Here is a 14,863-nt window from a genome sequence, read left to right as displayed (position 1 = left end):
TAAAAATCCAGCTAATCAGTATAATCAGCGTAATCCTGAGTAAGACAAAACCCGCTCTTATCTACGCGGCGCCGGGATACGGATAAGCGCCACCGAGCGGGGCGCAACTTCATAACTAATCACTTTGTCAATTTCGAGATTACTGGTAGCAGATTGAACTGCGGGCGCATTTTTATCCGTTGCATTTTCTGTAAGTACCGTTACTGCTGCATTTGTATGCCGGGCTACGAGGCCGGCCACATTGGCTTTGGCGGATACACCGGTTTCACCGGCATTCACCAGTTTAATAATGAGATCACCGGTTTTACTGTCTTTCACGCAAGATACGCCTGTATTGGTATTATTATTCAGCGTAACGATATCCGGGTAGCAGATATCGCCGGCATTATTTGAAAACAGGTGCTGTACGTAATAATTAGGCGTACGGGTGATTGTAGTGCCCGTGAAATAAATGAGGTTCGGGTTCCACGAAGTATGACCGGTACGGGCCAGCAGCGGAGCGTAGGAAGATAACCGTACGATGTCGCCGTTGCGTTCCAGCGCGGTCATGTATACGCCTTCCGCTAAGGCATTGAACCAGGTGTTTCCTCTTGAAGCATATTCACCGAGGTATACTTTGGATTTCTTGCGGTTATAGGAATCGTAGCGGTTTTTATTTTCCAGGAACCACTCCGGTTTTTCGTAATAGTGTTCATCTACGATCTGCAAAGCATTTTTGTCGGCAAATGCCCATCCTGCCTCAAAGTCTTCTCCTGCCGGAGCCGGGCCGACGGTTCCGATCAGGGTAATTTCCGGGTGCTTTTCTTTTACAGCCGCTTCAATTAATTTAAAGCGCTCCCTGAATTCAGGCGTTTGTTTATCCTCGTTGCCAATGGCCAGGTATTCCAGGTGGAACGGCGCAGGATGACCTGCAGCAGCCCTTTTGGCGCCCCAGGTGGAGGTGGCTGGTCCATTGGCATATTCAACCAGGTCCAGTATTTCATTGATATAAGCGGGCATTTCTTCCAGTGGCAATCCCTTTTGCCCGGTGCCGCCAATGCGCCAGGTGCCGCCGGAATTCTGGCAGCTCACCGCCGCAGGTACTACCGGTAAGGGTTTGGCGCCAATATCTTCACAAAACTGGAAGTACTCGAAGTAGCCAAGTCCGAGCGACTGATGATAGTTCCATATATTCCGCTGTGCTTTTCTTTCTTCTACAGGACCGATAGTGTTTTTCCAGCGGTACATGTTTTCGAGGCCGTCGCCATGCACGAGGCAACCTCCCGGGAAGCGCATGAACCTGGGCTTCAGATCCGCGATGGCCTGTCCGAGATCGGCTCTTAGCCCGTTTGTTCTGCCATGAAAAGTATTTACCGGGAACAGGGAAACCATATCTATCGCCAGGCTGCCTTTCGCTTTGGCCACCAGTACCAGCACGGCGCTATCGTCTGTTTGTTGTGCGGTAAGAACGCCACTGCTCTTCTTCCACTCCTTTGCATCTGCCGTGATGCTTACTTCTCCATACACCTCCCCTTTCCGGCCGCGCAGCTGCACAGACACTGGAATAGGAGTTGCCGACAGTAGCCGGGTAAATACAGAAAAGTTATACTGTTCTCCTTTTTTGATGGCAATGCCATCAAACCCGTTGTTTTGCAGCCCGATGCCTTCCTGGCCGGGTTCCTCAATGGTGAGTACTACATAATGCGGGTTATTGGGATGAACCGGCGATTTACTTTCCACGTTCACCGCTCCGTAGCCGAAGCCTTTTGTTACGTATTCCCAGGCCGTGAAAGCATGCCACTCCCGCCTGTCGGCCGGTGTATACTCAAACGAACGGTTCTGGATTAATTCTGCATACAGGCCGCCATCTGCCGCATAGCTGATGTCTTCAAAAAAAATTCCGAACAGATCGGGGGAAATAGCTTTGCCGGCTTTGTGCTTCGTTTGTGCACCCGCCAGGTGTGTACCCAACAAGCCAATAAAGAACATAAAGAGGATCTCTTTTCTTACATGCTTTTTCATAACGCGTACTAATTTTTGTAGCTGCCTGGCAGGTGCGCCGGCTTACTTCTGACAGGAAAAATAATAAAACTATTTTATTAATCGTCAATTTGACAATTAATTTTTATAATTCCGGAAGATGCCTGTGTTTTGTTGTTATATTTTTGTTGACAGCAATAAAAGCCCCGCTCCGCTTCCGGTTCTTTTTTCTCCGGCTGGTATATAAAACTTAACTTCCCGTTATTCATTTTATCGTTGTTAATGAGCATGACCATCAGACCATATATGCCCTCCGATAAACCAGCCTGCATGGCTGCTTTTAAAAGTAATATGCCTGGCTTTTTTGCACCGGCAGAATTACCCGATTTTGAAGAATGGCTCCGGGAACAGGATGCACGGTATGCATCTCCCCAAAAAAATAACAACGAACAATATTATGTAGCCACCCTGCAGGAACAGATAATCGGCTGCGGAGGTTATTATATCGATACTGCAAAACAGGAAGCTGCAATGACCTGGGGCCTCATCACACAGGCATTACATAAACAGGGATATGGCAGACAATTATTCCTGTACCGCGTACAGGTGATCCGGTCGGTATGCCCGCAATGCAGCATCAGGCTTGACACTACGCAACACGTTTATCCTTTTTTCGAGAAACTCGGATTTGTGGTTACCCGCATCACGAAAGATGCTTATGGTCCGGGACTCCACCGGTACGATATGGAACAGCATGCATAATCCGCACACCGGATGGAAAATATTTTTTTCGGACAAAAAAATGAAGTTATTTGTCCCCCTCATGAATATTCAGTCGTTACTAAAACGAAACCATAAAACATTATGCAATGAAAGAATTCATGTTAATTTTCAGAAACAGTACCAACTCGCACGACAACCCATCTCCCGAACAGTTACAGGAAAGGATGAACTGGCTGGCTGGTATTGCCGCCCAAAACAAACTGGCAGATAAAGGAAACCGGTTATCCGCCAGCGACGCCAAAACCGTGAAGCCCGATATGGTAACAGACGGCCCCTACACGGAAATCAAAGAATTTATCAGTGGCTATATGATTGTAAAGGCAGCCAATATTGAAGAAGCGGTGGCATTTGCCCAGGCCAACCCGGTACTTAAAGCCGGCGGCAATGTAGAAGTAAGGGCCATACTCAGACCGGAAGAGAAAAGCTAACGCCCATGGCAGCAAGCACCCCTCCCCACCCGGAGCTTTTACCTCAATTATTCAGGTTGGAATATTCCAAAATGACGGCTGTATTATGCCGTCTTTTTGGCTTGAAGCATATGGAAACAGCCGAAGACATTGTGAGCGAAACCTTTCTGAAAGCCACCGAAGTATGGCGCGTGCAGGGCACCCCTGAAAACCCTACCGCCTGGCTGTACACCGTAGCAAAAAATAAAACGAAAGATTATCTCAAACATCTCTCCATCTTCGAAACACAGGTAAAAGGCGCTCTTACAGCCAGCGAATGGCAAATAGCACCCGACTTTGATTTCACCCCGCAAACTATCAGCGACAGCCAGCTGGCCATGATTTTTGCGGTTTGCAATCCCGCTAACTCCACTGAATCGCAGGTCTGCCTCGCCCTCCAGATCCTGTGCGGATTCAGCATCGAAGAAATTGCGGATGCCTTTCTTTCTAAAACAGCGACCATCAAAAAAAGATTGCTCCGGGCAAGGGCCAATCTGCGCAACGACAACTTCCAGATCAGGCAACTGCAGGAAGCAACCATAAAAGAAAGACTGGACGTTGTTTTAAGAACCCTCTATCTTTTATTTAATGAGGGATACTTTTCTAAATCCAATAATCACCTCATCCGGAAAGACCTCTGCTCAGAAGCCATCAGGCTGGCGCTGATACTCACCGAAAACCCGCTCACCAACACCACTCAATCCAACGCACTGCTGGCACTGATGTGCTTTCACAGTTCCAGGCTGGATGCAAGAGACAACAAAGGAGAAACCGTGCTGTATGAGCAACAGGATAAAAACCTGTGGAGCAAAGAACTCATCCAACAGGGCAACTACTACCTCGTAAATGCCTGCTCCGGCAATGAAATATCGAAGTATCACCTCGAAGCAGGCATCGCCTACTGGCATACCACGCCCACCGATCATAATAAATGGACGCATATCCTGCAGCTGTATAACCAGCTGATATTAATTGAATATTCTCCTATGACCGCACTGAACAGAACCTTTGCCTTTGCAAAAGTTTACGGACACCCCGCCGGCATACAGGAAGCGGAAAAACTTGGCTTACACAACAACAGCCATTATCATTCCCTGCTGGGTTATCTGTACGCGGAAACCAATACAGCAAAAGCGGTTGCGCATTATCAACAAGCCATCCATCTTACAAAATCAACCGCAGAAAAGAAAACGCTGATGAAGGAAATACAACGGCTTCTCCTGTAACAGGATCACTTTTTTTTGATAACTTTATATTATGCAGGCGGATATTCAAATACTCTATCAATCTCCCGTTTGCACCGTACATAATTTTCTGTGCCGGTGCCAGGAATGTTCCGTGTCTGCAAAAGAATACCAGGAAACATTTTCCATTGCTTATATCCGGAAAGGAAACTTCCGCTTCCGGGTTTTCAGGAATGAGCTGGATGCTTACAGCGGTCTTTTCCTGCTCTGTAAACCCGGCTACGAACACCAGGTAGCGCACGTGCACAACATACCGGATCAATGCACCATTTTTTCTTTTACACCCGCAAGTGAAGGCCTGTTGATGGAACATGCTGCCAACTTTTCCTGGTTCTTCAATAACCCCGACATCCAATCCATCCTGGTAAAAGCTACGCCGGAAATGGAGTTCCTGCATCAGCGCATATTCAGCCTGCTGCAAAAAACACGCTACCCTTCTTTATGGGCAGAGCAGCTGATGACCGCGCTTTTCCACCTGGTGTTGTCTGCCGGAGATCCGCGCCATCCCCTGCCCGTATTGAATGATAAACAAAAAAGGAATTACCTGCCGGTGATAGAAAAGGTGAAAGCGTTTATCCATGAAAACTATGCAGACAATGTTACGCTTCCGCAACTTGCAGCGCAGGGAAATATGAGCCCGTTTCATTTTAACCGTCTTTTTAAACAGATCACCGCCGCCACTCCCTACAGTTATTTGCTGCAGGTAAGGCTCAAACAAGCTGCGCTGCAACTTTGCAACACAGGGCTACCGGTAACCGACATTGCATTCTCCACAGGCTTTAACAGCCTCGAACATTTCTCTGCCGCCTATAAAAAACAATTTGGCCAATCACCCTCCGCCATGCGTTCTTAAAGAGAGCAATTTTCCTTAAACAGATGCTTCCCCTTCCGGTTAATTTTGCGGTAACAAACGCATCACCGCGGACAGGCGACTGTCTATCTCCGCACACAGGGTATTGTTCCTCCTGAATACGTTTACTGATCTTTCAAATAAAAAATCATATGCCTGTATATTATATCAATAGCTACGACATCATCAATGAAGAAGAATATGCAAAGTATGGCCCGCCGGTAGTTCAATTATTGCATAAATATGGCGCGGAAGTACTGGCATCAGACCTCCAAGCCATCGCTGTAGAAGGAACGGTGAAGAAGATGACTGCCATTATTAAATTCCCGTCGGAGGCAGCTGCGCTGCAATGTTACCATGACCCGGAATATCAGCCGCTAAAGGCCATTAGGTGGCGTTCTACTGAAAATTGTACGATGACGCTGGTGCATGGATGGGAGTAGTGTATCAATGCGGATGCCCCGTAATTTCCTGGAACGACCTTTCAAAATCCTGCCCGTAACTTTCCTTGTATTCCTTTGCAAAGCGCTGGTAAACATCTTTGGCGGTGCCATGCCTTCCCAGCAGGATTAACGCCTTGCTTTTATGCACCAATGCTTCTTCATTCAGTGTATCGAAAAAGAAGATGCAGTTGCTGAGCCGCACAATAAGCTCTGCATCTGCACTCATATCAGCATGGTTAATAAAAGATAGTATAACGTCCGTCACCTGGTTGGAAACGTCTGCTTTGATATGATCCAGCCATTCGTACTGGCTTGTTTTAAGAAAGGCTCCCCTGCCCGCTATGCGCAGCAGTTCCAATATCCAGTCGCGGTTAACAGGCGCCTTTGCGCCCACCAGCTGGATATACTGCTGGTAATCCACCCGGATGGAGTTATTCAGTATTTCAAGCCGCCATTTACCTGCTTCTTTTACTACCTGGTAGTCGCCTACTTTTTCCAGGAGATTTTTCAGTTTTAAGATGTTTACGGAGTAATTGTTTTTGGCGTCTTTCTGTAACTTATCCGGCCATAGCGTACTATAGAGTTTTTCGGGAGAAATGCCTTTTCCGTCTTTAAGGGAATAAATGAGCAGTAACAGGAAAAGCTCTTTCAGCAGCGGGGTGAAATGTTGCGTAATATCCTGACCGTTGGCATCAAATACTTCGAAGGATCCAAAAAGAAATATGGCAGCAATTTCGGGGTTCTCCTCCGGCAAAGGAGCGGCGGGTGGCTCCGGTACGGGAACAACCGGCGCTGCGCTGCTGCTGACGGGAGGAGGCACCATAGCCGGCACGGCACTCTCCGCGGCTTTTGGGAAAGCAGATTTCCGGCTCCGGTAATAAAGGAATATAAGACCCGCTGCCGCAAGTGGCAGCAACAGGTACCACCAGTAAGTCCTGCCGGTTGCCGGAACGGCCGCCCACAGGCCTGCCTGGTTTGGCGGGAAAAAGATCGTATGTACTTTCACGTTGGTAACATTCCCTTTGGAATTGTATAAGGTTACGGCTACCAGTTTTTTACTAACCGGACAATAATATAAGTCGGCAAAAGAGGCGATGTCATAAAAGGAATAAGGGATGGAATCTCCCATCAGCTGATATTCCGGGGAGTTTAAGGAACCTTTGATCAGCTGCAGGGTGGTATTGAACTTATCCGTTGGATAAATGAGTGCATAGAAATCATTGGTCCCCGGTATGGTGATCATGCTGTTGGCAAAACAGAATTGTCTTTCCGGCTTTTTAAATTCAAAAACCGGGTGAAAGGTCCGGTCCCTGATGCTATAAGCCATCAGGTCGTAGCAATATTGCGGGTTGATCCCCTGGTCGCCGGATTTACTGCCGTAGCCACCTATAATATACGCGGTATCCTTTGCCGCATTCATACCAAGTGCGGTGAGATAACGCGGCATGGGACGTTCTCCTCCGTAGGGAACCACTTCCCAGGTTTTACTGGGAAAATGATAGCGTTGCAACAGGTTTTTATACTGCAGTTGCCCGTAGCCGCCCAGCACATATAGGGAAGAGTCAGTGGGAGAAAGGAACTTGTTGACCTGCCAGAATACGGTCAGGGAATCCGTGGTAAAGTTAACGTCCCACTCCGGTTTGGCAGGATCCAATGTGCTTACCTTTTTTTCATCTGCATAAAAATTATACAACCGGTTATTTACCGGATCAAAAACGGACTGGTTGCCGGGAGGCAGCAGGTGACGGCTGCGGGTAAATCTTTCGCCTTTCAGCTGCATATTGCTGAACGATAATTCATAAATGGAATCAACCGACACTACATAGAGCACTTCCCGCTTACCGTCGAAGGCAATACTGGCAGCGCCCTTTGTGTCAAAGTCCACTGCCTTTTCCCATTTCCGGTGTTTGGGACTGATCCAAACAGGGTTGCCCACGCGGGCCACCCTTTTCCCGATCTCATCATGGGCTTCATTGCCCTTCTCTTCTGACAAAGGGAAATAATGCGTCAGCTGCCCGTTTTCACTGATCCTGATATCCCGGATATTCATGGGAGGGATATCCAGCATCTGGAATCCCTCAAAACTGTTGGCGCCAAAATAGATATTGCAACAGGTACCGGCGGAAAAGTTGCCTTTGCCTTTACTGATTAGCCGGCCATTCATATAAAAAGAAGCTTCCTGCCGCTCTGTATCAAATCTTATACGGACCTGGCTCCAGTTCCCGAATAATTTAGCAGAGTCGATATCATACCCCCCTATATAGTTTTCCCCGATAACAAAATTCAACCTCGCCAGCCGCTGGTTATATACCAGGTCGATACTCTGATTGGTGGGGGTAATCAGCCGCATGATATACCCGAAATAAGTTTCATGGTAAGGCAGAAAGGTAAGATCGAAGGATATTTCCGTGTTATGTTGCAGGCATATGGGGGCAGTGGGGGTTAGATGAAGGGATGTCCGTTTCTCCTGTACCACCTCATGGCTCCGGAACTGCAATCCGTGTGATTGACAATACCCCCCGTGGCCAGCTAACAACACACCGCATATACATAAGATATATCTTAACATTAGATCCATTCTAATAAGGACTACAATAATTTCCTGGCTAATACGCTGGTGGAATTAATGTCGGAATTTTTAATCAACGTGAACAGTTACAATAAACAATTAACCAGCGGACAGCATCTGCCCTGTTTTGCGCCAGCAGGATAAATTAATCTTTTACTTTGGTTGATGAGAGATAATCATAGGTAAACTACCTCCAGGATGCTTTCAGCACAGTGTTTTCAGCCACAGATCCTCCTGTCATATTATCCCTGAGGCAATATTATAAAATTAATCCAAAGAATAATCGGTTTTTTAAATATTGAAGATGACCCATTTTTTGTCTTATTTTTTATCGACTACAATATAGTGAAAACCAACTAGTTATCATTCTTACAGAAAATTAATTTTTCAGTTAGTCGGTTCATTAACCGGTTTATTAGAAGCTCTCCGATTTATTGCAGCAGCTTATTGCAGCAAAACGATTCCACGATTATGAAGCGACTTATATTCCTTTCAGTACACCTGTTTGTGTTGGTTTACTCCTGCGTGCCAGCCATCAGAAAACATCCTTACACTTCAGCTTCGTTTGTGCATATCACCTTGCCTGCCATCAGGTAGCATATTCCTGTTTCGCGTATTAACCAAAATCAAGTATTGATATGATGTATTGTACTCATTTTTTTCCACCGTAATCCCGGAAGAATCATCAGGCACTCCTCTCCTGACGACTTTCTGGCGAAAACAAATTTATCCAATGCAATAGTAACGTTATGAAAAGAATCTACTACCTATTCCTTTTAATATGTATCTGTCCGTTAAGTGTGCTGGCCCAGCAAAGGACCATCACCGGCAAAGTAACGGATGCCAAAGATGGCAGCCCCATACCGGGAGTGAGCGTAACGGTGAACGACAATGCTCCTGTCCGTTCCGGCGCTACTACCAATACAGCAGGGATCTACCATATCACCGTAGATGCCCGCGCTACGGAACTGGCCTTTTCTTTCATGGGCATGAAAGGCGCCATCGAAAAGATCAATGCCCGTACTACCATCAACGTTAGTTTGTCGGCCGGCGAAGACCAGCTGGGAGAAGTAGTGGTGGTGGGATATGGCACCAAACGGAAGGAAACCCTTACCGGCGCTGTGTCCAATATCACTTCAAGGGAAATACAAACCTCCACCAATGTGAGCCTTGCGCAAAAGATCCAGGGTAAAGTAGCCGGCCTGATGGTCCGCCAGTTAGGCGGCGAGCCGGGTAACTTCGATAACATGATCAATATACGTGGCTTCGGAACGCCGCTATATGTTATTGATGGCATTGTAAGAGATGGCTCCTCCGAATTTCAGCGTATCAACCCGGAAGATGTGGAAAGCATTTCCTTCCTGAAAGATGCTTCCGCCGCCATCTACGGGTTCAACGCCGGCAACGGCGTGGTCATCGTAACTACGAAGAAGGGCGCAAAGGGAAAAACCGCTTTCAACTATTCAGGTACCGTAGGCATGATGAAACCTACAGACGTACCCCGCATGGCCAGTGCCTCCGAGTGGATGCAGATGCGCAACGACGCAGCCGTATTAGGTACCGGCGCACCCTTTGTAACAAAAGAAGAGTTACAAAAATACATCGATGGGGCTCCGGGCTACGGTACCACCGATTGGTACGACGTAACCATGAAGAAAGCCGCTACCCAGCAGCAACATAACCTGTCGGCCACCGGCGGCACCGACAAAACACAGTACTTTGTAAGCCTGGGATATTTCCAGGAAGGCGGTTTGCTGCGTAGTAACGACCTGAACTACCAACGCTTTAACCTGCGGTCCAATATCACTACGGAGCTCACCAAAAACCTGAAAGCAGAAGTATTGATCGGCGGCCGGTACGATAAAAAAGAAGCGCCGGGAGAAAACTTCTTCAACATCTTTAAAGGTACCCGCGTTACCCTCCCCACGGAACAACCCTATGCCAACGGCAATCCTGAATACCCGGCGGTAGTAACCCCTTCTAATCAGAATCCGCTGCTGCTGTCGCAGCGAGGCGCCACCGGCTACAGTGAAACCGTGAACAGGAGTGTGCAGACTTCCCTCGCGCTCACCTACACGTTTCCTTTCCTGCAGGGACTTTCGGTAAAAGGACTGGCAGCCTATGACATGAACAGCTACCAGGGTAAAGACGTATCCAAACCTTATAATCTCTACACGTATGTAAACGACGAATACCTCGTGGCTCCGCAACGTGTAGGCGCCGGCGCTATCAGCAACGGCTACGGTAATGGTAACCGTCTTACGTTACAAACACAGCTGAATTATTCCACCAGCATTGCCCGCGCCCATAATATCGGCAGCTCCCTCGTATTTGAGCAGCAGCAATCCTGGAGCCGCAATGCGGACCTGAGAAGACTGTATTCCTTTTATACCACCGACCAGATCAATGGCGCTTCAGAAGCCGGCATGACCAACTCCGGCCAGGAAGGGCAATCTGCCTACCAGTCGTTGCTGGGCCGTTTCAATTACGACTACAAATCCAAATACCTGGTAGAATTTGCCTTCCGTTACATGGGCAACTATGCGTATCCCAGCAACAGTAGATGGGGCTTCTTCCCGGTGATCTCCGGCGGCTGGAGAATTTCTGAAGAACCTTTTCTTAAAAACAAGATACCAGCGATCTCCAACCTGAAGTTACGCGCCTCCCATGGTAAAATGGGCGAAGATGCCGGTCAGCCTTTCCAATGGATCCAGGGATTCTCCACTTCAGGCGGTGGACGATATGAATTTGCAAACGGAATTCTTACCAACGGCGCCGCGGCTCCCGGTATCACCAATCCCAACCTCACCTGGGCTACCAACACTACCACCGATCTGGGCATCGATATCGGTTTATGGAACAACAAACTCGGACTGGAAGCGGACGTTTACCGGAAAACACGGACCGGTCTGCCCGCCCGGAGAAATGTATCATTGCCCAATACTTTTGGCGCAGGATTACCGGAAGAAAACCTGAACAGCGATCGCGTACAGGGCGTGGAGTTTACCATCACGCACAACAACCGCATCGGTGAATTCTCCTATAATATCTCTGCCAACTTCAACTTCTACCGTGCACAAAATCTGTATGTAGAAAGAGGCGCTTACCAGAACAGCTACGACAAATGGAGAAATGGTAACGACTACCGGTATAACGATGTGATCTGGGGATACCAGTACCTGGGCCAGTTCCAGAATTTAGACGAAATCGCCAACTGGCCTTTGCAGAACGGCGGTCAGGCTAACATCCGTGAGCTGCCCGGTGATTTCAAATACGCTGATCTCAACAATGATGGCGTTGTGGATGATAAAGATATGACGCCCTCTTTCATCGGCGCCGTGGGTAACAACGACAATCAAAATCCAAGCGGCAAAAATCCGAAAATAAACTACGGTCTTTCTATCGGCGCCGCCTACAAAGGCTTCGACCTGAACCTGCTGCTGCAGGGCTCTGCCATGTATACCGTACGTTTCAGCGAAGTGTATGCAGAAATACTGGCGTTCCGCGGTAACACCCCCGCCTACTTCTTCGACAGATGGCATAAGGCAGATCCCTATGATCCAAACAGCGAATGGGTGCCGGGCAAATGGCCAGCCTCCCGATTCAATGGCGACGTAGGTAAAATGTATGCGGAAAGCTCCGTGTGGAGAAAAGACGCCTCCTATGTCAGGTTAAAAAGCCTGGAACTGGGATACACCTTCGGTCCCAACCTGCTCCGTGGAAGCGGCATCCAGAAGATCAGGATCTATGCCAACGGCTTCAACCTCTTCACGATTGCAGATCCATTCGTAAAAGCGTTTGATCCCGAAAGACTGGAAGGCCTCTTCAACGCCGGCTTCAACTATCCCCTCACGAAGAATTACAATTTCGGGATCAACGTCAACTTCTAAAAGCACGCAACATGACTACCAATAAATTCTCTTTTATTATACTGTTGACAGGCATCCTCTTTTCCGGCTGTAATAAAGTACTGGATCTGAAGCCTACCGACAAAATCCAGGCAGAAGCCCTGTTTGGCGACCCGGAAGGGGTGAAAATATATATGGCCAATCTCTATTACCAGTTACCGGTGGAAGACTTTACCTATTTCCGGAACGGGTTTAACTGGAACAGCGGAGATCCCAACAACGGTGGGTTCGCTCCTGCCATGGCTACAGATGAAGCCGTGCATACCGAGTTCGGCGACTTCGTTGGCGACGGTGATTTTAATTGCTGGGAGAGCGCTTATAAGCTGATCCGCGATGTAAACCTCCTGATAGATGCCATTCCAACATTAAAGATCCGTGAAGAGGAACGTGCGGCTTTAATTGGCGAAAGCGCCTTTATTAAAGCATACGCTTATTTCGCCCTGGCAAAGAGATATGGCGGCGTATCGCTCATTAAAGCATCCCAGCAATATACCGGTGACGCAGAAAGCCTGAAAGTGCCCAGGAGCACCGAACAGCAAACATGGGATTATACCTTGGAATTGTGCGATCAGGCGATCAGTAACCTCGGAGATGGGGTGAGCAGAAGAGCTTCCAAATGGACGGCTTATGCGCTGAAGTCGAGAGTAGCATTACATGCTGCTTCGCTTGCAAAATTCGGCAGCCTGGCGCCTATGTCCGGACAAGCAGTAAATGAAAAGCTGATAGGACTCGAAGCCTCCCTGGCCAATGGTTATTATGAGGCCTGTAAAAGCGCTTCCCTGGCGATTATGAATGCCAACAAGTTTGAACTGTATGCGGCTAGCCCGGCAAACCGGGAAGCAGCAGCAGAAAATTACCGGCTCCTGTTCCAGGACCCTGGAAATAAGGAAGTCATCTTTGCAAAAGGATATACACTTCCCGGCGCATTCCTGGGTCATAACTACGATATCTGGTACCAGCCCGCCCAGGTCGCCAATGGCTGGCCGCATCCCGGCAGGATGAACCCTACGCTGGATCTCGTAGACACTTACGAAAGCTATGATAATCCCGGTCATTCATCACCCGTTGTTACCTCTACAGATGCAAACGTGACAGACTATAACGGCTATAACCCTTCCAGGACGTATATCCAGTTCGATTCTCCCAACGACATCTTTAAAAATAAAGATGCCCGCCTCTGGGGAACCGCTATATTACCCTCTACGCTCTGGAAAAATATCCCGATCATCATACAGGCAGGTTACGTAAAACCGGATGGCACCGCAGTGATCCGCACCAATGATCACATCACCATCAATGGCACCACCTATTATACATACGGCGCCGCCAGCACCAGCCTGTATTCCGGCTTTGATACCTACGGCGGCAATAACACCCGCACAGGCTTCTCTTTCAAAAAATTCATGAATCAGAACGCGCCTATTATACCGGGATGGAACCAGAGTACCACCGACTTTATTGACTTCAGGTACGCAGAAATATTACTCAACTATGCGGAAGCTGTTGTGGAAAGCGGAACAGGTGATGCGTCCATCGCTGTAAAGGCGCTGAACGATATCCGTAAAAGGGCCGGTCATACTACAGATATCCCCTTAACCGCCGCTAACGTACAGCGGGAAAGAAAAGTAGAGCTGGCATTTGAAAACAAACGCTTCTGGGACCTGATCCGCAGAAGAGAGTATCATACCGAATTCAATAACCGGATGCTGCACTCGCTGTTACCATTACGGGACCTCCGCGCATTACCGGCCACGAAATACATCTTCGTCCGCGTAAACGTACCTAATACCAATACCAAAACATTCCAGCCTAAATCCTATTACAGACCTATTCCGGGTATCGGTTCAAATGGCTTGATCCAAAACCCGCAGTATTAATGTGTGATTCTAAAAAAATGATTATGAATAAGCTAAGATATTTTTTCTTCATCGCCGCACTGGCACTGGGAATGATGTCCTGTGAAAAGGATAACTACGATGGCCCCACTGCAGGATTATCCGGCAGCTTCCGGGATGTTAAAAGCGGTGAACTGATAGAACAGGACATCATCCTGGGCACTACCATTGAAATTATTGAACATGGTTATGCTTCCCGCACACCGCAACCGCTGATCGTAAAAACCGACGGCACTTACGCCAACACCATGCTCTTTGCCAACACCTATACCGTTACACCGGTGAGGGGTAACTTTATCCCGGTGGATTCGCAGGTGGTAAACATCAATGGCCAGGTAACCCTTGATTTTGCGGTAACGCCCTACATCCGTGTGAAGGATGTAAATATTGTAAAAAACGGCACCAAGGTAACCGCTACCTTTAAGCTGGAACAGAATGTGATCAACAACGTAAAGAAAATCGGGCTATATGCACATTCCGATGCAAGGGTCGGGGAACCTATGCGCCTGGTGGCCTCCGAGATACAGTTAAATGCGGTAAGCGATCCGGCACAGGTATATACACTGGAGATTGATCTGGCTGCCAACAGTTCTATACTGAAACCCGGCAACAAATACTATTTCCGGGTAGGTGCGCTTATTGATGCCGGTGAAGCGAAACCTAATTACCGCCCGGCAGTTCGACTGGATATTTAACCCATTATAACGACTGATGAAGTTCCGCCTCCCTGCGGGACTTCATCAATCGTTGTTCTCAAAAATAAATA

At 48.0% G+C, this 14,863-nt stretch carries 11 protein-coding genes and 1 pseudogene; 10 read left to right on the top strand and 2 right to left on the bottom strand.

From position 1 onward, the window contains the following. Positions 1-57 precede the first annotated feature (57 nt). Complete coding sequence (locus tag ACLHR0_RS23350) at positions 58-2,001, bottom strand: alpha-L-arabinofuranosidase C-terminal domain-containing protein (protein WP_436489928.1); 1,944 nt, start codon at positions 1,999-2,001, stop codon at positions 58-60. A 240-nt stretch (positions 2,002-2,241) separates the two neighbouring features. Here ACLHR0_RS23350 and ACLHR0_RS23345 point away from each other — a divergent pair, with 240 nt between their 5' ends. From ACLHR0_RS23345 to ACLHR0_RS23320, 6 genes and pseudogenes are all read left to right on the top strand, one after another. After that, on the top strand, positions 2,242-2,721 hold the full coding sequence (locus ACLHR0_RS23345) for a GNAT family N-acetyltransferase (protein WP_436489926.1): 480 nt from the start codon (positions 2,242-2,244) through the stop codon (positions 2,719-2,721). A gap of 107 nt (positions 2,722-2,828) precedes the next feature. Then, positions 2,829-3,170 carry a YciI family protein gene (locus ACLHR0_RS23340; protein ID WP_429047609.1) on the top strand — a complete coding sequence of 114 codons (342 nt, stop codon included), beginning with the start codon at positions 2,829-2,831 and terminating at the stop codon, positions 3,168-3,170. Between the two features lie 5 nt (positions 3,171-3,175). Further along, positions 3,176-4,414 carry an RNA polymerase sigma factor gene (locus ACLHR0_RS23335; protein WP_436489924.1) on the top strand — a complete coding sequence of 413 codons (1,239 nt, stop codon included), beginning with the start codon at positions 3,176-3,178 and terminating at the stop codon, positions 4,412-4,414. Positions 4,415-4,445: 31 nt separating this feature from the next. Continuing rightward, on the top strand, positions 4,446-5,285 hold the full coding sequence (locus ACLHR0_RS23330) for a helix-turn-helix domain-containing protein (protein WP_429047605.1): 840 nt from the start codon (positions 4,446-4,448) through the stop codon (positions 5,283-5,285). A gap of 57 nt (positions 5,286-5,342) precedes the next feature. Further along, positions 5,343-5,414: pseudogene (locus ACLHR0_RS23325) on the top strand (DinB family protein); the annotation flags it as partial. A gap of 20 nt (positions 5,415-5,434) precedes the next feature. Then, on the top strand, positions 5,435-5,725 hold the full coding sequence (locus ACLHR0_RS23320; RefSeq protein WP_429047602.1) for a DUF1330 domain-containing protein: 291 nt from the start codon (positions 5,435-5,437) through the stop codon (positions 5,723-5,725). A 4-nt stretch (positions 5,726-5,729) separates the two neighbouring features. Here ACLHR0_RS23320 and ACLHR0_RS23315 read toward each other — a convergent pair whose 3' ends face one another. Next, the gene (locus ACLHR0_RS23315; RefSeq protein ID WP_436489922.1) at positions 5,730-8,222 is read right to left on the bottom strand and encodes a hypothetical protein; all 2,493 of its coding nucleotides are present in this window, start codon (positions 8,220-8,222) and stop codon (positions 5,730-5,732) included. Positions 8,223-8,765: 543 nt separating this feature from the next. Here ACLHR0_RS23315 and ACLHR0_RS23310 point away from each other — a divergent pair. The 4 genes from ACLHR0_RS23310 to ACLHR0_RS23295 all read left to right on the top strand — a co-directional run bounded on the left by ACLHR0_RS23310 (position 8,766) and on the right by ACLHR0_RS23295 (position 14,792). Further along, positions 8,766-8,891 (top strand): hypothetical protein, encoded by a 126-nt coding sequence (locus ACLHR0_RS23310; RefSeq protein ID WP_436489920.1) that lies wholly within the window; start codon positions 8,766-8,768, stop codon positions 8,889-8,891. Between the two features lie 152 nt (positions 8,892-9,043). After that, the gene (locus ACLHR0_RS23305) at positions 9,044-12,184 is read left to right on the top strand and encodes a SusC/RagA family TonB-linked outer membrane protein (RefSeq protein ID WP_436489918.1); all 3,141 of its coding nucleotides are present in this window, start codon (positions 9,044-9,046) and stop codon (positions 12,182-12,184) included. 11 nt (positions 12,185-12,195) lie between these two features. Then, entirely contained in the window at positions 12,196-14,079 is a 1,884-nt protein-coding gene (locus ACLHR0_RS23300; protein ID WP_429047594.1) for a RagB/SusD family nutrient uptake outer membrane protein, read from the top strand. A gap of 23 nt (positions 14,080-14,102) precedes the next feature. Next, positions 14,103-14,792 (top strand): DUF3823 domain-containing protein, encoded by a 690-nt coding sequence (locus tag ACLHR0_RS23295; protein WP_436489916.1) that lies wholly within the window; start codon positions 14,103-14,105, stop codon positions 14,790-14,792. The last annotated feature ends 71 nt before the right edge of the window (positions 14,793-14,863 follow it).

This window comes from Chitinophaga sp. ARDCPP14, from assembly GCF_051362515.1.
Classification (GTDB): domain Bacteria; phylum Bacteroidota; class Bacteroidia; order Chitinophagales; family Chitinophagaceae; genus Chitinophaga.
The sequence above is the reverse complement of the archived record's forward strand: the minus strand, read 5'-3'. Positions and strand labels throughout refer to the sequence as shown.